Source organism: Staphylococcus sp. GDB20D11A (assembly GCF_016893255.1).
Lineage (GTDB): Bacteria > Bacillota > Bacilli > Staphylococcales > Staphylococcaceae > Staphylococcus > Staphylococcus aureus.
On the sequence record NZ_JAFEPJ010000035.1, the window covers coordinates 12,665 to 34,200 of the forward strand.

Annotated in this window: 17 protein-coding genes and 1 pseudogene; 5 read left to right on the forward strand and 13 right to left on the reverse strand. The window is 33.6% G+C overall.

The annotated features are described in order from the left end of the window. Nucleotides 1-6: 6 nt before the first annotated feature. The 9 genes and pseudogenes from cap8D to JV528_RS13625 form a co-directional block, all read right to left on the reverse strand. Nucleotides 7-1,733: pseudogene (gene cap8D, locus JV528_RS13585) on the reverse strand (type 8 capsular polysaccharide synthesis protein Cap8D); the annotation flags it as partial. After that, complete coding sequence (gene cap8C, locus JV528_RS13590) at nt 1,666-2,430, reverse strand: type 8 capsular polysaccharide synthesis protein Cap8C (RefSeq protein ID WP_000565293.1); 765 nt, start codon at nt 2,428-2,430, stop codon at nt 1,666-1,668. The pseudogene cap8D and the gene cap8C, both read right to left, overlap by 68 nt. 2 nt (nt 2,431-2,432) lie before the next feature. Next, the gene (gene cap8B / locus JV528_RS13595; RefSeq protein WP_000037326.1) at nt 2,433-3,119 is read right to left on the reverse strand and encodes a type 8 capsular polysaccharide synthesis protein Cap8B; all 687 of its coding nucleotides are present in this window, start codon (nt 3,117-3,119) and stop codon (nt 2,433-2,435) included. Between the two features lie 15 nt (nt 3,120-3,134). Continuing rightward, nucleotides 3,135-3,803 carry a capsular polysaccharide type 5/8 biosynthesis protein CapA gene (gene capA, locus JV528_RS13600; protein ID WP_000446296.1) on the reverse strand — a complete coding sequence of 223 codons (669 nt, stop codon included), beginning with the start codon at nt 3,801-3,803 and terminating at the stop codon, nt 3,135-3,137. A 344-nt stretch (nt 3,804-4,147) separates the two neighbouring features. Beyond that, a complete protein-coding gene (gene adhE / locus JV528_RS13605; RefSeq protein WP_000955792.1) occupies nt 4,148-6,757 on the reverse strand; it encodes a bifunctional acetaldehyde-CoA/alcohol dehydrogenase in 2,610 nt (869 codons plus the stop codon). 386 nt (nt 6,758-7,143) lie between these two features. Beyond that, nucleotides 7,144-8,319, reverse strand: a complete 1,176-nt coding sequence (locus JV528_RS13610) for a spr1629 family repressor/antitoxin (RefSeq protein WP_000469825.1) — start codon at nt 8,317-8,319, stop codon at nt 7,144-7,146. A 5-nt stretch (nt 8,320-8,324) separates the two neighbouring features. After that, entirely contained in the window at nt 8,325-9,092 is a 768-nt protein-coding gene (locus tag JV528_RS13615) for a spr1630 family ClpXP-sensitive toxin (protein ID WP_000447783.1), read from the reverse strand. A 156-nt stretch (nt 9,093-9,248) separates the two neighbouring features. Further along, entirely contained in the window at nt 9,249-10,784 is a 1,536-nt protein-coding gene (locus JV528_RS13620) for a bifunctional metallophosphatase/5'-nucleotidase (protein ID WP_000065052.1), read from the reverse strand. A 50-nt stretch (nt 10,785-10,834) separates the two neighbouring features. Continuing rightward, nucleotides 10,835-12,379 (reverse strand): hypothetical protein, encoded by a 1,545-nt coding sequence (locus JV528_RS13625; protein ID WP_000725600.1) that lies wholly within the window; start codon nt 12,377-12,379, stop codon nt 10,835-10,837. Nucleotides 12,380-12,607: 228 nt separating this feature from the next. Here JV528_RS13625 and JV528_RS13630 point away from each other — a divergent pair, with 228 nt between their 5' ends. From JV528_RS13630 to phnE (JV528_RS13645), 4 genes are all read left to right on the forward strand, one after another. Beyond that, a complete protein-coding gene (locus JV528_RS13630) occupies nt 12,608-13,564 on the forward strand; it encodes a phosphate/phosphite/phosphonate ABC transporter substrate-binding protein (protein ID WP_000713597.1) in 957 nt (318 codons plus the stop codon). 213 nt (nt 13,565-13,777) lie between these two features. Further along, nucleotides 13,778-14,551, forward strand: a complete 774-nt coding sequence (gene phnC / locus JV528_RS13635; RefSeq protein ID WP_000078092.1) for a phosphonate ABC transporter ATP-binding protein — start codon at nt 13,778-13,780, stop codon at nt 14,549-14,551. A 1-nt stretch (nt 14,552) separates the two neighbouring features. After that, the gene (gene phnE, locus JV528_RS13640; RefSeq protein ID WP_001127689.1) at nt 14,553-15,353 is read left to right on the forward strand and encodes a phosphonate ABC transporter, permease protein PhnE; all 801 of its coding nucleotides are present in this window, start codon (nt 14,553-14,555) and stop codon (nt 15,351-15,353) included. Then, nucleotides 15,350-16,165 (forward strand): phosphonate ABC transporter, permease protein PhnE, encoded by an 816-nt coding sequence (gene phnE, locus JV528_RS13645; protein ID WP_000191093.1) that lies wholly within the window; start codon nt 15,350-15,352, stop codon nt 16,163-16,165. The genes phnE (JV528_RS13640) and phnE (JV528_RS13645) overlap by 4 nt, the downstream gene beginning before the upstream one ends. A gap of 129 nt (nt 16,166-16,294) precedes the next feature. Here phnE (JV528_RS13645) and deoB read toward each other — a convergent pair whose 3' ends face one another. The 4 genes from deoB to deoD all read right to left on the reverse strand — a co-directional run bounded on the left by deoB (nt 16,295) and on the right by deoD (nt 20,310). Then, a complete protein-coding gene (gene deoB, locus JV528_RS13650; protein WP_204177511.1) occupies nt 16,295-17,473 on the reverse strand; it encodes a phosphopentomutase in 1,179 nt (392 codons plus the stop codon). A 27-nt stretch (nt 17,474-17,500) separates the two neighbouring features. Next, the gene (gene deoC / locus JV528_RS13655) at nt 17,501-18,163 is read right to left on the reverse strand and encodes a deoxyribose-phosphate aldolase (protein WP_000667277.1); all 663 of its coding nucleotides are present in this window, start codon (nt 18,161-18,163) and stop codon (nt 17,501-17,503) included. Between the two features lie 80 nt (nt 18,164-18,243). Further along, nucleotides 18,244-19,596, reverse strand: a complete 1,353-nt coding sequence (gene tet(38) / locus JV528_RS13660; RefSeq protein ID WP_001100296.1) for a tetracycline efflux MFS transporter Tet(38) — start codon at nt 19,594-19,596, stop codon at nt 18,244-18,246. 6 nt (nt 19,597-19,602) lie between these two features. Continuing rightward, nucleotides 19,603-20,310: a purine-nucleoside phosphorylase gene (deoD, locus tag JV528_RS13665; protein ID WP_000843292.1), complete on the reverse strand. Its 708-nt coding sequence runs from the start codon at nt 20,308-20,310 to the stop codon at nt 19,603-19,605. 235 nt (nt 20,311-20,545) lie between these two features. Here deoD and JV528_RS13670 point away from each other — a divergent pair, with 235 nt between their 5' ends. Continuing rightward, entirely contained in the window at nt 20,546-21,301 is a 756-nt protein-coding gene (locus JV528_RS13670; RefSeq protein WP_014532538.1) for a GntR family transcriptional regulator, read from the forward strand. Nucleotides 21,302-21,536 lie beyond the last annotated feature (235 nt).

The window sequence follows — 21,536 nt, forward strand, 5'->3', positions numbered from 1 at the left end:
AAGCTCTTCAAACATTTTTTCACCGGGTCTAATCCCTGTATAAGTAATGCGTATCTGTCTTCTTTTTTACCACTTAGCTTAATTAAATTACGTGCCAAATCTACAATTTTCACTGGTTCTCCCATGTCTAGCACAAATACTTCGCCACCTTCTGCTAATGCCCCTGCCTGCAAAACTAGTCTAGAAGCTTCAGGAATTGTCATAAAGTAACGTGTCATTTCAGGATGTGTCACAGTAACTGGCCCACCTTCTTCAATTTGACTTTTGAAAAGTGGAATCACAGATCCTCTCGATCCAAGTACATTACCAAATCTCACTGCAACAAAATTTGTTCGATGCGTTTCATCATTTAAACTTTGAATAATCATTTCTGCAATTCGCTTTGAAGCTCCCATGACATTAGGCGGATTAACGGCTTTATCCGTAGAAATCATAACGAATTTCTTTACCTCTGCATTTTTAGCAGCTTCAGCAGTATTTTTCGTACCTAAAATATTATTACGTACTGCTTCTTCAGGGTTGTCTTCCATTAACGGCACGTGCTTGTGTGCTGCTGCATGATAAACTGCGTATGGTTTATACATTTCCATAATTTCAAACATACGCGCTCTATTTTGCACATCCGCTATAATAGGAACGATATCAACATTTTTTCCGAAGCGATTTCGCAATTCACGATTGATTAAATAAATACTGTTTTCACCATGGCCAAGTAGAATAATACGTTCTGGATAGAAATTACAAACTTGTCTACAAATTTCTGATCCTATTGAACCACCTGCACCCGTAACTAAAATAGTTTTATTCGTCAATTCATTTGATATCATATCCATATCTAATTCAACAGGATCTCTGCCTAGTAAATCTTCTACTTCAACTTTTTTCAGTTGGTTCACTTCTAACTCACCAGACATGACGTCTTCTATATTTGGCATTTTCAATAACTCAACGCCATCCATATGGCAAATATTATTAATTTCTTTCAAACGCTCTTGACCAATAGTTGGAATTGCAATGATGATTTTTTTAATCTTATATTTCCTCACTAGTTCTGGAATATCCGCAATTTTACCTTGGACTTTTACACCCTCAGTAATTGTGATATTGCGTTTATGTTCGTCATCATCGACTGCTAATACCGGTTCAAGTTTCATTTCGTCACTTTTCAACATTTGTCTAATCAGCATTGAACCTGCTTGACCAGCACCAACAACTAAAGTTGGCTTCTTATTAAATGACTTACCTCCAAGGTATTTCCGATAAATACGCCAAAATAACCTTGAGCCACCTATTAAAATCAAGTGCATCATCCAAGTAATTAAATACAATCTAAAAAACGGTCTATTGCCTGTAACAATTGTCACGACCACCATCGTAATAACGATAGATGTCGTCACAGCTTTAACAATTAATATCAATTCACTCACACTGGCATATTCCCACGCTCGATGATACATATTAAAAATAAAAGCTGAAATATGATGCGATATGAATAGTGATATAGCTGCCAATATTAATAATTTGACAGAATATGTTTTGAAATACGGTTCTAAAATGTAATAACTTACGAATACTGAAAATGTCACTATCAGTGAATCGATTAATGCTAGTATTAAAAGCCGCAATTTCACAGATAAATGTGCCATAAAACCCCTCATTTGCTGTTTATAACCCAAACCATCTTTTCTGTTTATAATCTTGTTGTGGCATTCGTTTAGGAATTTTTTTATCATCAACAACTAACTTCGCATTACTAATAAATCCGTTCATATCTTCATAATAATCACGTAATTTCTTATCATTAAATAAGTCTTTCATTAAGAACGGTCTGATTTCTGTGTTATGCGCATCTGAACCGATGAAATGTGTCAGATTGTTTTCAATCATTTGAATTGCTAATTTTCTAATTTTTTTACCGGAAATACCCGCTAATGACGCCGTTGTCACTTGACTTAAAGCACCTTTGTTAATTAAATCGTATAGTATGTCAAGGTTTTGACTTATTGCTTTATTCCGCTCTGGATGTGCAATAATCGGTACAAAGCCTTTACTCTGTAATTCGAAAAATAATTGATCAGTATAGTGTGGAACTTCATTTGATGGAAATTCTATTAGTAAATAGCGTGAATCATTAATACCGGTAATAACTTTTCGATCAATATCATTAAGGATTTGATCGGTAATTCTTATTTCCTGTCCATAATAAAACTTTAGATTTAGTGCTTGTACTTCCTCTAAGCTTTCAATATGGTTTAAACATGATTTCACTTTTTCTATAGGTGTGGTATATCGAGGATGTAAGTGATGTGATGTTACAATGATTTCTGTAACACCTTGTGTTGTCGCTTGTTTTAAAAGATCCAGCATCTCTGTTTCATTTGTCGGACCGTCATCGATATTAGGCAATATATGGTTATGAATATCAATCATACTTATTCATCTCCATAATAGTGATAATAACTAGAAGATTTATCTACTTTTGCCTTATTTAAAATGACGCCTAGAATGTTACTGCCTGCTTTTTCCATAAGTGTTTTAGCTTTTTTAACTTCATTTTTATCATTTTTTTCACTATCAATTACTAACAGACTATCTTTAATAGCACGCGCATATAGTTGTGCATCAGTCACGGTATTAACTGGCGGTGTATCGACAATAATAATGTCGTAACGTTTATTAAACATATCAACTAATTCTTTGAACCTTTCAGACCCAATTAACTCAGATGGATTTGGAGGTACAGGACCAGCTGTTAGTAAATCTAAATTATCAATTTCTGTCGACGTAATTGCTTCTGACATAGTCGTTCTACCAATGATTAAGCTTGATAGTCCATTATTATTTTGCTCATTAAAAATATAATTTTGTGTTGGTTTACGCATATCGCCGTCAATAACTAACGTCTTATAGCCTGCTTGTGCATAAGTAATCGCTACATTCGATACAACTGTACTTTTACCTGCACCAGGCTTTTCAGAAGTAACCAACAAGCGCTTTACTTCACCATTTGCTTTTGAAAACATGATGTTTGAACGTATACCTCGAAACTTTTCACTAATTGTTGATTTTGGTTTTTCATACACAAATAGTGTTGTTGTCGTATTTTCCTTTTTTGACATAAGTAGCAACCATCCTTAATTAAATTTTTGAATTGAACCCAATACAGGCAATCCTAATTCTTTCTCTACATCTTCTTCATCTTTAATTCGCTTATCGAAAATTACTTTGAAGAAGATATATATAAGCGCGACAACTAATCCTAAAAAGAATGCACCGATTAGATTCACTACAGTTTTTGGTGCGACTTTAACTGCTGTACCGTCTGCTTTAGATAAAATTGATACGTTATCCACACTCATAATCTTCGGAATTTGTTTACTTGTAACTTTAGCGAAGCTATTCGCAATTTTTTCCGAATCTTGTTTATGACCACTTTTAACTTGGATGTTGATAAGTTGTGTATTTTCTTGGTTTGTAATTGTCAACATACTCGATAATTTAGATGGTGAATACTTATCATCTAAGTCCTTTGACACCTCATCTAAAATTCTAGGACTTTTAACAATTTCTTTATACGTATTTACAAGTTGAATATTACTTTGAACCTCTTGCGCCATAAACTGAGGATTGTCTCCCTTAGTTTGATTCACTAAAATTTGAGTATTAGCTTGATATTTAGGTGATAAGACGAAAAATGTAACAATAGCGCTAATAATTAAAAATAATAGCGGTAAAATAATTAAAATCTTCAAGTTTTTTTGTAATACTTCTTTAATTTTTGTTAATTCTAATGTACTTTCCATTATTTACCTCCCTTAAAAATTTTCATTAAAATTGGTATTATATATATAGTATTTACATATTACATATCGTTTAAACAATTAATTACTTTTAAACCGCATTATTTTCGCCTTTTTATTTATATGAAATTAAAAATAATTATACTCTAAAGTAGTAATAGTTTGTGAAATGAGTATCAATCTTAATATTTTCTTTATTTAAAAAAATGATTGTCTAGTTTGTATCTCTCTGAAGATTTGGCAATAAATAAAAGCCGATAACCATATAATGATTATCGACTTAAAGTTTATTTGGCATCTTTTACTTTTGTAATTTCAGGTGAGTTAGATGATTATTATCAGATAGATTATTGCTTATAATCATATGATGTTTGAATGATATCTTTGATTTCACTGATTAGTGCTTCTTTAGGGTTAGCAGTTGTACATTGATCTTCAAATGCGAGCTCTGCCATTCTATCAATTGACTCATTTAATTCTTCTTCAGACACACCTTGTGATTTCAAATTCATTTCAATTCCGACTGATTGACCTAATTCGTAGACAGCTTTAGCTAATGATTCTACGAGTGCTTCTGTCGTATTACCTTTTAATCCTAAGAATTTGGCAATATCTGCATAATCTGTATCTGCTCTGAAGAACTCATATTTAGGGAATAATGCATGTTTTTGCGGGTCTTTGGCATTATAACGGATAATATGCGGTAGTAATATCGCATTCGCTCTACCATGCGGAATACCATATTCCCCACCAATTTTATGCGCAATTGAGTGTGCAATGCCTAAGAATGCATTTGCAAATGCCATACCAGCCAAAGTTGATGCGTTATGCATTTTCTCTCTTGAAACTTTATCACCTTTTTCAACAGATGATTTTAAATATTCGAACGTCAATTTAATCGCTTGTAGACTCAAACCTCTTGTGTAATCTGAAGCCATTACAGATACATATGATTCCATTGCATGCGTTAGTACATCCATTCCTGTATCTGCTGTAACGCTTTTTGGCACACTCATCACAAATTGAGGGTCAATAATTGCAACATCAGGTGTTAAAGCAAAATCAGCCAACGGATATTTTACATTCGTTTCACTATCTGTGATAACTGCAAATGGTGTTACTTCTGAACCTGTACCTGATGTCGTAGGGATACAAATGAACGTCGCATTTTCAGGCATGCCTATTTTATAAGTACGTTTACCGATGTCTAGGAACTTTTGTTTAGCACCGAAGAATGATGTCTCAGGGTGTTCAAAGAACATCCACATTGCTTTTGCAGCATCCATCGCTGAACCACCACCAAGTGCAATGATTGTATCCGGTTGGAAATCAACCATCATTTCCAGACCTTTATATACTGTATTCGTTGATGGGTTCGGTTCGACTTCGCTAAATATTTTAATTTGAGGCTGTTCCGTTCTTTGTCTTAATACATTCTCAACTGTTTTTGTATAACCGAATTCGACCATACCAGGGTCACAGACAATCATCACTTTTTCAATCTTGTCCATTGCTGTTAGACTCATGATTGCATTTTCTTCAAAATAAATTTGAGCAGGCACCTTGAAAATTTGAGTATTATTACGTCGTTTAGCAATTGTTTTAATGTTTAATAAATCTGTCGCACTAACATTATGTGAAATTGAGTTTCTACCGTACGAACCACAACCTAATGTTAAAGACGGAATCAATTCGTTATACATATCACCAATACCTCCAACCGCTGATGGTGTATTTACAAGTACACGACAAGCTTTCATTCTTAGTCCAAAATCTTTTTGTAATGTTTCATCTTCTGTATGGATAACGGCTGTGTGTCCTAATCCACCAAAATGTAGTGTGTCTTCACAAATTTGAAATGCTTGTTTTGTAGATTGGGCTTTTACTAAGGCTAATACTGGAGATAATTTTTCACGAGATAACGGATAGTCTGAACCTACACCGCTAATTTCAGCTATGATAAGTTTTGTATTTTCGGGGACAGGTATACCTGCTAATTCAGCTATTTCAACTGCAGATTTACCGACAATATCAGGCTTAATACCTGTTTTTTGTTCATTCATAATTGCATTTTCTAAGCGTTGTAATTCATCTTTTTTAACAAAATATGCTTGATGTACTTTAAATTCATTAGTAACGTCTTTATAAATTTCTTTATCAATGACTACAACTTGTTCAGAAGCACAAATCATACCATTATCAAATGTTTTTGAACCAATGATATCATTTACTGCACGCTTAATGTGTGCTGTTTTTTCAATGTAAGAAGGCACGTTACCTGGTCCCACACCTAATGCCGGTTTACCAGTTGAATATGCAGACTTAACCATGCCTGAACCACCTGTTGCTAGAACTAATGCAATACCTTTGTGATTCATTAATTGTTTTGTTGCTTCGATAGAAGGCACTTCAATCCATTGAATAATATCTTTAGGTGCACCTGCCTTCATTGCCGCTTCTAATACAACTTCTGCTGCACGCTTCGACGATTCTTGCGCACTTGGATGGAATGCAAAAATGATTGGATTTCCTGTCTTAATTGCAATCATCGCTTTAAAAATAGTTGTCGACGTAGGATTTGTTGTTGGCGTAACACCACAAATAACACCAATTGGTTCCGCTACATACGTTAATCCTTTTTCTTTATCTTCACCAATAATCCCTACTGTCTTGTTGTCTTTTATTGAATTCCATATATATTCAGAAGCGTATAAATTTTTAATCGCTTTATCTTCGTATATACCTCTTCCAGTTTCTTCATGTGCTAATTTTGCTAGCACCATATGTTGATCAACAGCTGCTAAACTCATTTGATGAACAATATGATCAATTTCTTCTTGTGACTTTTTAGATAATGCTTCTAATGCTTTTTTCCCTTTGTCAGCTAGAGCATCAATCATAATTGCCACTTCTTGTTCTTTCGATCCACGATTTTCTTTTTCAGGTATAGTTAACATATACAACCACTCCTTTATACTTTGTGAATTATTTCACAAACATTATAGTACATGTCTCTCAGGATATAAAGAAAATTCTATACAAAAAAGTTTAATTTCGAATATTATTTGAACAAATATCAAATTTTAAAATAAATGTTTTCATGAAATCATTGTTATTTCGGTGTTTTTAGAATGATTTTATAATCATAATTTTTTCAATGACATAATTTATTCATAATTATATATTTAATTCTGAATATTCTTTAATAGCCTAAAAAAGCTTGTTATATCGCACAAAACACAACATTAAAAGGTCCTTGTCGATACCTATCAATAGATGTTACAAATAAAAACCTCGAACTGAAATGATGATCTTTTCAGCTCGAGGTTTAAATATTGGTGCCTTATTTATATAGATTCGTTATATTATATTCTCTATTTTCATTAACATAATCCTTAAAGAGTTTTAAATTAATACCTGCTAGATGATTCAAAAATGTTTCATCAACTTTTAAATAATTCAATAATTTTTGTGGTGTCAGTATATTTCTATCAAAATACAACTTTAATAAACTATTCATTTTGACAGGACGTGACATTTCAATCACGTCGTCTAAAGGCTCTTTACTTTTATAGCCTTTTTTATTTAATGATGCCCAAAAATATCTGTACTGAGTACTAGACATTAGACCTAGATAATAGGCTCTCATTGCAATTGCTTGTATAGAAACATACCATTTTTCTTTCAATACAGCTAAATAATCAGGATTTGATTTTTTTGTCATTTGATCAAAGTCCTTTTTAAACGCTTCTTCAGGTAGTAAAAATTCAGAGGCGAAAATATCTGCCTCATGTTCAATTGTCTTATATTCTTCAGGAGATAATAAGTCGAATTGAATATGACGATGTAGAACGAGATGTCCCAGCTCATGTGCAAGATCAAAATTCCTTCTAACTGCTACCCCCTTATTTGTACCCAGTATAATAAAAGGTGTCAGATCTTTACTCCAAAAACTATATGCGTCTATGCTATCATTAATTCGCTTTTCGTATATAACTATACCCGCTTTTTCAAGCATAAATAATAGTGCTTCATTGCTTTCGTCTTGAAGAATTTTAGCCCTCACAACTTTAGCAATTTCTTTTATGCTTTCTTTTTTATTTAGTGATTCTAAATTACCATTCAACAAGTCATCTAAATTATTTATTAAAGATAAAATAATATTATCCGGTATCTTTACAAAAGAAAATAAGTAGCTAGTTAAATTAGATAAATACATTGCTTGATAATATTGCTTATTTAATAGTTTCGTAGATACTTTATAATTTTTTGCTCTAAAAGCTATACTATGTTTATCGACAGAATTTATTAGGAGCTCTTCGGGCTGCTCGCTAATAAAGTAGCTAGATTTAACATTAAAAATAGATGTCATATCATAAATTTTACTAATTTCTGGCATCATATTTTTTGTTTCATATTGCCAAATTGCTTGTTCACTCACATTTATTTTTTCTGATAATTCTTTTCTACTTAGAGCATTAAGCTTTCTCACGTATTCTAAATTCTTGCCAATAAACATTAACTTCACCTTTCACTTTCAATCATATCGTTACCTTCATCGATACTGATACCAAATGCATGTTCCACATCTATGAGTTCTAACTCTCCATCGTTTTTAAGTACTTCTAACTCTTCTTCGTCAATATGATAATCTTCTCTTTCTACTATTACTTTTTCTATTAACTCTGTCAAATCATCAACCATAATTGCAGAATTTGTTTCTGGATTTGGTAACCATTGTTTGATTGCAGCTAATTGCTTTGATTCTTTATCAATACGATATGTAATAATTAAAAAATAAGAATTAATATCTCTATTACTGCCTTCTTTTATATTAAATAATATACTATCTGCAGTCATTTGATGCCTAATTTTAAAATCTTCTCCAACAGTATCAAAATTAATGCCACTATTCTTAGCTATAAGTCCCTCTAGGTAGTTTTTACTTTTTTGATTCTTATCAGCAACTAAACTCTTCCCTACGCTTACATTTTTTTCATCAAAGTAATCTTCATTTTTCAATATAAACATGATATTATTTTTCTCTTCATCTTTATTAAATATAAACTTTAAATACTTCCATGATGGTCCAGCATTTTCTTTAATATACTTAACAAAATTTTCCAAATGCTTAGCAACTTGATTTTCAATATGATTAGATTTGGTGTACACATAGGCATCACTAATCACCATACGTTTCTTGACTTCATTTCTCTCATTAACATAGTCCTTATATCCCGCGATAATTCCTTTAACAATAGATTCTCTTACTTCTTGTTTAATTGTTTCCAAATTAATCACTTCCTAATATTAAGTTATATAAAATATAAGCCTTATTTTTTGTAAAATCAACATTTTTCTTAAAGTATATTGGTTTTTAAGAGTGATTAGTTTAAACAAAAACAAAAACTTACCCGATTAAAATCAAGTAAGTTTTACATATATCCGTCACTTTTCAACTTTAAAATCAACAACTTGCGGGATGCGCATCAAATTATTATTTGATAAAAAATCAATAAGTAATTGTGCGCCTTCAACTTGAATATCTTTTACAACTGGCGCGTCGATATACATATCATACTGACCACCGCCAACTGCACGATAATTATTTACACAAATTGTATATGTCTGCTTTAAATCAACTGCGTGCCCTTGAATCATCATATTGCTCACACGTTGTCCCTTTGGCCTTCCAACATGAATGTTATAACTTACGCCACCATATATATCATAATTAAAGTGTTGGGGTTTGGGTTCAAGGAAGTCTGCGCTCACACTTACTTCATCATTTTTCACGTCAAAATATTCTGCTGATCGTTCAATGGCTTCTTTAAGTTTGGCACCACTTACAGCTAAAACTTTAAATGTATTTGGAAATGGGTAATTGTTAATAACATCTCGCATCGTCACGACTTGCTTGAAACCACTAGCAGAATCAAACAAAGCTGTACAGGCAACATCTGCACCACTTTTTTCTAATAAAGCGTAATTCATAAAATTAGTAAAAGGATGCGGTGCCACACGTGCCTCAAATGCATGATTAATCGTCATATCATATGGCAATGTAGTAATTTCGTAATCTAACCAGTCCTCTAACTGCTTTCGTAAATGTTGGTCATCTTCATCAATAGTAAATGTGGAATCATCTATAACAGGAAGTAATTCACATGATTCAACGGATACATTTTCATATTCATCAGTACTCAAGACAACTTTGCCTACAGTTGTACCTCTCGTACCAGGTTGAATCACAGCCGTTTGCTTAAATCTTTCAGCAATTTGTCGATGTTGGTGACCCGTAATAAAGATATCTATATCTTTAGAAAATGCTTCTAACATGGCATATCCTTCATTTTCACCCGTTAACACTTCGGTCGGCATACCACTTTCTAAATCCTTTTCAAATCCACCATGGTAACAAACCACAATGATATCTGCATGTCGCTTCATTTCAGGTAAGTGTTGTTGAAGTGTTTCAAAAGCACTATGAAACGTAAGTGACTGAATATGCTCTGGTTGTTCCCAATGGGGAATAAATTGTGTCGTTAAACCTATCACACCAACCGTTTGATCTCCAACCTGAAAATACTGCACACCGTTATCAGTCAATGTACTATCATTTTCATAAATATTAGCGCACAAAACTGGATAATTGAGTCTGCGTAAAGTGTCTTTTAAGTATGGTAATCCATAATTAAATTCATGATTACCAAGCGTACCAAAGTTGAATGCCATTCGATTATAAAAATCAACTAAAGGCTGGCTACTGCCGCTATGCGCGATTAAGTAATTACAAAATGGTGACCCTTGCAAAAAATCACCATTATCTATTTTAAAACTTTGGTCATACTGCCTTCTGTCTTGTTCTATAACATGATTCGCTAGTAACAATCCCATAGGTTGATATTGATTTCTACTCGTAAAATCTGTTGGGAAAATATAACCATGTACGTCACTCACGACATAAAATGCTATGTTTGACATCCTCACTCACTCCTTCAATCACAAACATCTTTCTTATTTCTATTATATATTTATTTGAAGTCTGTTGTAATCAAGGTTTTGTCACCGAGTTTTAAACGGATCTTTGAACCTTCCATACTTTCAAGTACTTTAGCATTGACCTTAATTGTGGCATTTCCGTTTTCATCTGCTTTAACTGTTGGCAAAGTACTGTAACCTGGCGGGTTATAATCGTTATCTTTACTTGAAAATTGTCCGATTTGACGTCCGCCTTCTTTGTAAATACCAACTCTAAGATTTTCAAGTGTTTGATTTGCTTCAAATCCTTTTAAATGTATTGTCACTTCAAATGGCTCATTTACAGAAACATTTTGCGGGATATCAAATGATACTTTTTCGGTCTGATTTGGTGGCGTATGATCATCTGGTGTGTTTGGCTGAGGATCCGCGCCTTTTTCACTGCCATAACTACCTGCTTTAAATGTTGTTGGGTCATACCATTTATAACCACTCGGCGGTTGTGACCATGGCTCTTTTTCAGGCTCAGTTGAAAGCTCTGGTCGTTCAAAATCAAGCAACTTAGTCTTTGTATCTAATGTTAGGCCACTCGCCTTAAGTGATTTCCCATCATTATCTTTAGACATCCAAGCCGTTATATTATTTAATAGCTTACCGTTGTCTTGTTCTTTAAAACCATCATATGTTTTCTTCTTTTCTCCATTATCTTCTCTTACATATTTGGGCGAACTATCTTCCACAAGTGATGAATCACCGATAAATGCTGCTTTACCTTTTCCAACTTTAGAAATTGCTACATAGGGACCTTCTGCTTTACCGCCCCCATTATAAATACCTTGATCTACAGCATGTGACCATTTACTTTTCGCTGGCAATTGTTCTGGTGTATACACAATACCTTTTGCTTTCTCTGGATTAGTAATTGCTAATGTCGATCCAGCATGCATAGATACAGATTTCACACCTTCAGTAATACCGAAACTTTCTTTTGAAGAAACAATATTGCTCGTATTTAAATCACCTAGTGCATTATATCGAAAACGTACGCCAAAGTTTGTAGATAACCAATCTGAACTTTTCACACCTTGCATTGCAGTAGAACTTTTTTCTTCTGCATTCATACCTTTCGACATATCTTCATACGCTCCACGTCGATAACCATTCATTGCCTCTGATGAATCAATACGATTTAAATTTCGGTCAGCATTGTAATGATCTGAAATAAAGACAACATTTCCCCCTTGTTTCACATAGTTAACAATTGCTGCCTGTTCTGATTCTTTGAAAGGAATGTTAGCCTCAGGAATTACAAATATTTTGGAACTTTTCAAACTTGCTTCTGTTATGTTCGAATGACCATCAATAGCTTTAACGTCATAACCTTGTTTTTGTATTGAATCCGCATAATCTGAAAATGCACCATCACTAACCCAATCTGCAGCACCAGCTGTTTGACCATGAGAACGATCGAATAATACCGTTCGCTGTTGCTTTGTAGGTTGCGATTCATGCGTTATAGCTAAAGATTGTGGTAAAGCACTTAATGATACCGTTGCAACAATTGCAGAGACAGTTAATGACTTATATATTTTTTTCATTTTGTGAGGCTCCTTTTAAAATAAATTTGTTCTTGAATTATAGGATAAATATATGTTTGTAATGGGCAATTTAACGAAAAATTTACAAAATCTTATCAAACTCTTAAAGAAAGTTATTAAAATTCATTTTTATAAAATACTTTTTCGTATTTAAATGTGGTACGCTATAAGTGTAATTTCATTGCATACATATTACACGATTAAGAATGTGAAGGGGACAGTTATCAAATGAAAAAATTTAAGTGTTTATTTGTATTAATGTTAGCAGTCATTGTTTTTGCAGCAGCATGTGGAAATTCAAGTTCTTTAGATAATCAAAAGAACGCTAGTAATGATTCGGATTCTAAATCAGGAGGATACAAACCTAAAGAATTAACAGTACAATTTGTACCTTCGCAAAATGCTGGAACATTAGAGGCTAAAGCAAAACCATTAGAAAAATTACTATCTAAAGAATTAGGAATTCCAGTTAAAGTGTCTGTATCAACTAACTACAATACAATTGTTGAAGCTATGAAGTCTAAAAAAGTTGATGTTGGTTTCTTACCACCAACGGCATACACATTAGCACATGATCAAAAAGCAGCTGATTTATTATTACAAGCACAACGTTTTGGTGTAAAAGAAGATGGTTCAGCAAGTAAAGAACTTGTAGATAGTTATAAATCAGAAATTCTTGTTAAAAAAGACTCAAAAATTAAAAGCTTGAAAGATTTAAAAGGTAAGAAAATTGCCTTACAAGATGTAACATCAACTGCTGGATATACATTCCCACTTGCGATGTTAAAAAACGAAGCAGGTATTAATGCAACTAAAGATATGAAAATTGTGAATGTTAAAGGTCATGACCAAGCAGTTATCTCATTATTAAATGGAGATGTAGATGCTGCGGCTGTATTTAACGATGCACGTAATACTGTGAAAAAAGACCAACCAAATGTATTTAAAGACACACGAATTTTAAAATTAACACAAGCTATTCCGAATGACACAATTTCAGTAAGACCAGATATGGATAAAGATTTCCAAGAGAAATTGAAAAAAGCTTTTATAGACATTGCTAAATCAAAAGAAGGTCACAAAATTATTAGCGAAGTTTATTCACATGAAGGATACACAGAAACGAAAGATTCAAATTTCGACATTGTAAGAGAGTACGAAAAATTAGTTAAAGATATGAAATAATCATTATTTAACCAATGAATCATTATCGAATTTGGTATTAAAAGCTTTCGATCAATAGATATATTCTAGATTAATATTGAAAAGCTAGGCGCTAAACTGAAACAGATATAGAAAGGTGTCGCTGTACATTTGAAATCATTTGTACACAGAAACCCAATGTCTATGATATTTCAGTTTACCTTGGCTTTTCTTTATTAAAGAAAGGTGTCAAACATGAGTCAAATCGAATTTAAAAACGTCAGTAAAGTCTATCCTAACGGTCATGTAGGCTTGAAAAATATTAACTTAAATATTGAAAAAGGTGAATTTGCAGTCATTGTCGGACTATCTGGTGCTGGGAAATCCACGTTATTAAGATCTGTAAATCGTTTGCATGATATCACGTCAGGTGAAATTTTCATCCAAGGTAAATCAATCACTAAAGCCCATGGTAAAGCATTATTAGAAATGCGCCGAAATATAGGTATGATTTTCCAACATTTTAATTTAGTTAAACGGTCAAGTGTATTACGAAATGTACTAAGTGGACGTGTAGGTTATCACCCTACTTGGAAAATGGTATTAGGTTTATTTCCAAAAGAAGACAAAATTAAAGCAATGGATGCACTAGAACGGGTCAACATCTTAGATAAATATAATCAACGCTCTGATGAATTATCAGGTGGCCAACAACAACGTATATCTATTGCACGTGCGCTATGCCAAGAATCCGAAATTATTCTTGCAGATGAACCAGTTGCTTCATTAGACCCATTAACAACGAAACAGGTTATGGATGATTTAAGAAAAATCAACCAAGAATTAGGCATTACAATTTTAATTAATTTACATTTTGTTGACTTAGCAAAAGAATATGGCACACGCATCATTGGTTTACGTGATGGTGAGGTTGTCTATGATGGTCCTGCATCTGAAGCAACAGATGACGTATTTAGTGAAATATATGGACGTACAATTAAAGAAGATGAAAAGCTAGGAGTGAACTAACATGCCTTTAGAAATACCTACAAAGTATGACTCCCTTTTAAAGAAAAAGGTTTCTTTAAAAACGAGTTTTACCTTCATGTTAATCATTGTGCTTATCATTTGGAGCTTCATTTATACGGGGTTTAATTTTGGAGATTTAATGATAGGAATACCTCAAATAGGTGATCTATTCAAACAAATGATTCCACCTGATTTCGAGTATTTACAACAAATTACAACGCCAATGTTAGATACCATTCGAATGGCTATCGTAAGTACAGTATTAGGTAGCATCGTTTCAATACCAATTGCGTTATTATGTGCTAGCAATATCGTTCATCAAAAGTGGATTTCAATACCCTCGCGTTTTATTTTAAATATAGTTCGTACTATACCGGATTTGCTATTAGCAGCAATCTTTGTGGCTGTATTTGGAATCGGTCAAATTCCAGGGATATTAGCATTGTTTATTTTAACTATCTGTATTATTGGAAAATTATTATATGAATCATTGGAAACGATAGATCCAGGTCCAATGGAAGCAATGACGGCTGTTGGCGCTAATAAAATAAAATGGATTGTTTTCGGTGTTGTACCACAAGCCATATCGTCATTTATGTCATACGTATTATATGCATTTGAAGTAAATATACGTGCTTCAGCTGTTCTTGGATTAGTCGGCGCTGGCGGTATTGGATTGTTTTATGATCAAACACTTGGTTTATTTCAATATCCAAAAACAGCAACGATTATTTTATTTACTTTAGTTATCGTCGTCGTCATTGATTACATCAGTACGAAAGTGAGGGCACATCTCGCATGACACAGGAAATAGCAAAATATAATGTTCACACAAAAGCACACAAACGAAAATTGATTAAAAGATGGCTTATTGCAATTGTCGTCTTAGCTATTATCATCTGGGCATTTGCAGGTGTACCAAGTTTAGAACTTAAAAGTAAATCATTAGAAATCTTAAAATCCATATTCAGCGGATTATTCCATCCTGATATCAGCTATATCTATATACCAGATGGCGAAGACTTATTACGTGGTTTACTTGAAACCTTTGCGATAGCCGTTGTAGGTACTTTCATCGCCGCAATTATCTGTATTCCATTAGCATTTCTAGGTGCAAATAATATGGTAAAGCTACGCCCAGTTTCAGGTGTTAGCAAATTTATTTTAAGTGTTATACGTGTCTTCCCAGAAATTGTAATGGCACTTATATTTATCAAAGCTGTTGGCCCAGGTTCATTTTCAGGTGTATTAGCTTTAGGTATCCATTCCGTAGGTATGCTTGGAAAACTTTTAGCTGAAGATATTGAAGGTCTAGATTTCAGTGCTGTAGAATCATTAAAGGCCAGTGGTGCGAATAAGATTAAAACACTCGTATTTGCAGTCATACCACAAATTATGCCTGCCTTTCTATCACTCATACTTTATCGCTTTGAACTAAACTTACGTTCAGCTTCTATACTAGGGGTAATTGGAGCTGGTGGTATCGGGACACCACTCATATTTGCCATTCAAACACGTTCTTGGGACCGTGTAGGTATTATATTAATCGGTTTAGTACTAATGGTCGCAATTGTCGATTTAATTTCCGGTTCAATCCGAAAACGTATTGTTTAACATTGAATCAAGATACTCCTAAATAAGAGGTACTACCGTCTTACGTTTCTCTATTATATTAAAACAGCAGTGAAGAAAACTATTATTATAGTTAACTTCACTGCTATTTTTATAATATCTAAATTTATTCTATTTTAATTCCTTTAAATAACTTTTACCGAACTCTGGTAATGTTACGTTGAAATTATCCGCTATAGTTGCACCGATAGAACTGAATGTAGTATCACTTTCTAGTGCATGACCACCTTTAAATTTCGGACTGTACATAATTACTGGGATATATTCTCTCGTATGGTCCGTACCTGGCGCTGTCGGGTCATTACCATGGTCTGCTGTAATAATTACTAAATCGTCTTCTTTTAAGTTGCTAAACAGTTCTGGCAAGCGATCATCGAAATCTTTAATTGCTTGTGCATAACCTGGTTTATCACGACGATGACCGTATAATGCATCAAAGTCTACTAAGTTTAAGAAGCTAATACCTGTGAAATCTTTCTTAACAATTTTCATCAATTGATCCATACCGTCCATGTTACTCTTCGTACGAACCGCTTCTGTTACACCTTCACCATCATAAATGTCATTAATTTTACCGATGGCAATGACATCATAACCACCGTCTTTCAAATGATCTAAGACAGTTTTACCAAATGGTTTTAACGCATAGTCATGTCGATTAGATGTACGTGTAAAGTTTCCTGGTTCACCAACATATGGACGTGCGATAATACGACTAATTAAATATTTAGGGTCTTTTGTCAACTCACGAACCTTTTCACAAATATCATATAACTCTTCTAATGGGATAATGTCTTCATGTGCAGCAATTTGCAATACTGGGTCTGCACTTGTATAAACAATTAAGTCACCAGTTTTCATTTGGTGCTCGCCCCACTCATCGATAATTTGCGTACCCGATGCCGGTTTGTTAGCAACAACTTTACGACCTGTCATTTCTTCAATTTGTTGAATTAACTCTTCAGGGAATCCATTAGGGTATACTTTAAAAGGCTGCATAATATTTAATCCCATAATTTCCCAGTGACCAGTCATTGTATCTTTACCAACTGAAGCTTCACTCAATTTAGTATAGTATGCTTCTGGTTGTTCAACTGCATTTACTACTGGTAATTTATCGATGTTCCCTAGACCTAACTTTTCAAGGTTTGGTAAAGTTTGATCGAAGCCTTCTAAGGTATGTCTTAAAGTATGTGAACCTTCATCTTTAAAATCAGCTGCGTCTGGCGCTTCACCAATACCTACTGAATCCATTACGATTAAATGTACACGATTAAATGGTCTTGTCATAGCTATCACTCCCAAATTTTATATATATTAGTAATCTGAATCTGCTTCTAAACCTTGCATAATTTGAACGCCTGCGCTCGCACCAATACGTGTCGCACCTGCTTCAACCATTTTATTGAAATCTTCTAAATTACGTACGCCACCTGATGCTTTTACTTCTACATCAGCACCTACTGTATCTTTCATTAATTTAACGTCTTCTGCAGTCGCACCGCCACCTGCAAAACCTGTTGAAGTTTTAACGAAGTCCGCACCAGCCGCTTTTGTTAATTCACTCGCTTTTACGATTTCGTCATGGTTCAACAATACCGTCTCAATAATCACTTTTACTGTGTGACCTTTCGCAGCTTTAACCACTGCTTCAATGTCTTGTTGTACATCATCAAAACGTCCATCTTTTAATGCGCCGATGTTGATGACCATGTCAATTTCATCTGCACCATTTTGAATTGCATCTTCTGTTTCAAATGCTTTCGTTGCAGTTGTCGACGCACCTAATGGGAATCCTATTACCGTACAAACTAGCACCTCTGAATCAGCTAGTCGCTCTGCTGCATATTTTACATGCGTTGGATTCACACATACAGATTTAAAATTGTATGCTTTCGCTTCATCGATGATTTGATCGATTTGCGTACGTGTTGACTCAGGCTTCAATAAAGTGTGATCTATATATTTCTCAAATTTCATACTTACTACTCCTCGTGTTATATAATCTCTTTATTTAATTTTACTATAAATACGAATATATCTCGCGAATTTATATCTATTTATTTTTCAGATTGTGTCCAACGATTTAAGATGACGAATAAAACTAATCCGACAATACTCATTAAACCTAAAATAATTAAAATAATACCGAAATGTGAACTTAATGCATCATTGCCTGGGAAATTTAATGCTTTAAAATCGATTAGAGCCGCAGCAATCGCAATACCTACAGATACCGCCACATTAATAATTAAATTATAAAAACCAATAGCCACACCTGTCATATTAAGATCTATTGTTTTAATGGCTTCGTTAAGTAAAGGTGCATACATTAAAGCAAAGCTACCTGCAAAGAATATCATAGAAATGACGAAGATTGAAATGTGATTACCTACTGCAAATGCAGGTAAAATCAAGCTCAGTGCGATTAAAATAATTGCTGTGATAATCGCTTGTTTTGAATTAAGATATTCGCCGATTTTACCACTTAGTGCACCAACGATGACTGCTACAATATAACCCGGTACTAATAACAGTGATGTTGTGTCTAGTTGAAGATGATAAGTTTGTTCCATTATGAATGGGAACGTAAAAATATAACCCAATTGGATGGCATACATTACAAATACTATAAATAAAAATGAAGCATAACGTTTATTTTGGAAAAATGATTTGTTTACTAATGGACGTTGAGCATTTTTAATATATAGCGCAAAAACGATAATCGCAATTAAGGCACCAATCATATATAACCAATTAAAGTTCGTAATAAACAGCATGACTGTTGTAGCGATAGTTGCCACTAGAATTAAGCCAACAAAATCTAAATGAGCTTTATTTGTATTATTTTCTTTTGGTAATAATTTAAATAGGAATGGCAACGTAAATACTACGATTAACGCAATTAAAAACATATTTGTCCAGTGTAAATACGTAGAAATAAATCCACCTGATAATGTACCGATAACTAATGACAAGGAATAACTGCTCGTACTTAAGCCAAGGTAAGTCTTCTGGTCCTCTTTAGAAAGATACTTTGCAACATATATCACATATAATGTCTCTGCAGCAGCTAAACCTGCAGTTTGAATAATACGTCCAACTAAAAGTAATGCGAATTGATGTTGGAAAATGTAACCAATAATTGATCCGATAATGATTAATATCACGCCATAAATAAATAGTGTGCGTATACTAATGGCATCAGATAATGAAGCGTATACTACAGCGCCAATACCAATTACTAAACCGGCTAATGTCGCTTGCCAACTTACTGTCGTTACAGAGATATTTAAGTCATCAGCAATGGCTACAGAAATCAATTTAAATGAGTTGTCTATAACCAAACTGAATACAAATAAGAATAGTAAAATAGGTACTGCTTTCTTTATTTTAGAATATTCAACATTCATAATCATCTACACCAATGACAGTGCAATTTCAATCATATCTGTAAATGCACGTTCCCTTTCCTCAGGTGTTGTTGACGTTTCATGAATTAAATGATCGCTCACTGTGAACACACCTAATGCTTCGACACCAGCGTAAATTGCATTCATGTATAATGCAGCTGATTCCATTTCTACACCTAAAATACCCATACGCATCCAACGTTCACTCGCTGTTGTATCCGCGTTATAGAAAATATCACTTGATAACACATTACCTACATGATGACGTACACCTTTGTCACGTGCTGTTTCAACTGCTTTTTCTAATAACTGATAAGAAGCAATTGGCGCAAAATGACCTGGTAATTGATATTGTTGAACGTAATTTGAATCAGTAGAGGCACCTTGTGCAATAATCACATCATATAAATCAATGTTTTCTTGCATCGCGCCACAAGAACCAACGCGAATTAATTTTTTACAACCAAATGTATGAATTAATTCATAAGAGTAAATGCCAATAGATGGCATACCCATTCCTGAACCCATGACAGAAACTTTTTTACCTTTATATGTTCCGGTAAAACCAAACATGTTTCGCACTGTATTGAACTGTTCCACATCGTCCAAATATGTTTCTGCAATGAACTTAGCTCTTAACGGATCTCCTGGCAATAGAACCGTTTCTGCAATTTCGACGTCATTCATTGGTTTAATGTGTGGTGTTGATTTCATAAAATATTCCTCCCAATATTTGTATAGTGATTTGTCTATTTGTCTAACCATGTATATAATAATATTTTTTAAAAGCGCTTTCAAGCATTACATTTTGACAATATTAAGAACATTTTACAGTTATAGCTTCTAACCTTGTATAAAACTAATTTTCAAAGTCTATCTATGTTTAATTTTTATAATTTTTCCAATTCGAGTAAAAATTATTGTATGATGAGAGTGATTAAGTAACTTTATGGAGGTTGTCTACGTGACGCAAACACAACCAAAATTTTTAACGATTTATAATACGTTATATAAAGAAATTCAAATAGGAAAATATCCGAGTGGCCATGCATTACCTACTGAAAAGGAACTTTGTGCGCGCTTTGATGTCAGTCGTATGACTTTGCGCCAAGCTATAAAATTGTTAGCCGAAGATGGCATCGTAGAGAGTACAAGAGGGAAGGGACACTTTGTTATTCCACAAACAAATGCCCAACACGCTTCAAGTATGGATCAATTTAAGCATCCACTTGATCAAATATTGCTAGCTTGCGTATCTATGTCATCAATTAATTATCGTGTTGATTTAGAAAGTGAATATACAAATCATTTGTTTGCAAACCATCCTTCTGCCGTCATTGCAATGGAACGCTATTATCAAAAAAAGGACAATCATTCTAAGCAAGCTGATGCATTTTGTTTTACCTTTATACCGTTAAATGTCATTGACACATTTAAAGTGAATACACAAAACGAAGACGACATGAAGACGTTCGTTGAGCAAACGATTTATAGCAATGCATATCAATCAGATTTAAAAATGTCTATTACCAAAGCGCCCCACTTCAAAAATCATAGTCACGTGTTTGATGGTGATACACATTGTTGGCTGATTATTGAAACATTGTACGCACAAACACCTTATCCAATTATGATTAATAAGTGGTATATTCCACAGGAAATATCTGAATTAACACTGACACGTATAAGACAATCGGATTATTAAAATTATTGAAATATGAGAAATTTTGTGATGACTATTTAGGGAGTGGGTAAGAAATGGAAAAGCTTGTTACAAGCGCAATTTCATTCAGTCAACTAATGCCAATATAACATTAGCGAGCCTAGGATATTGATTTATGTCCTAGGCTCGCTCAGATAATCACACGATTTTTCTATTATTAATCGTATTATGTTTATTTATTTGTTGAACGTCGTCTAAATAATTTTGTTATTCGATG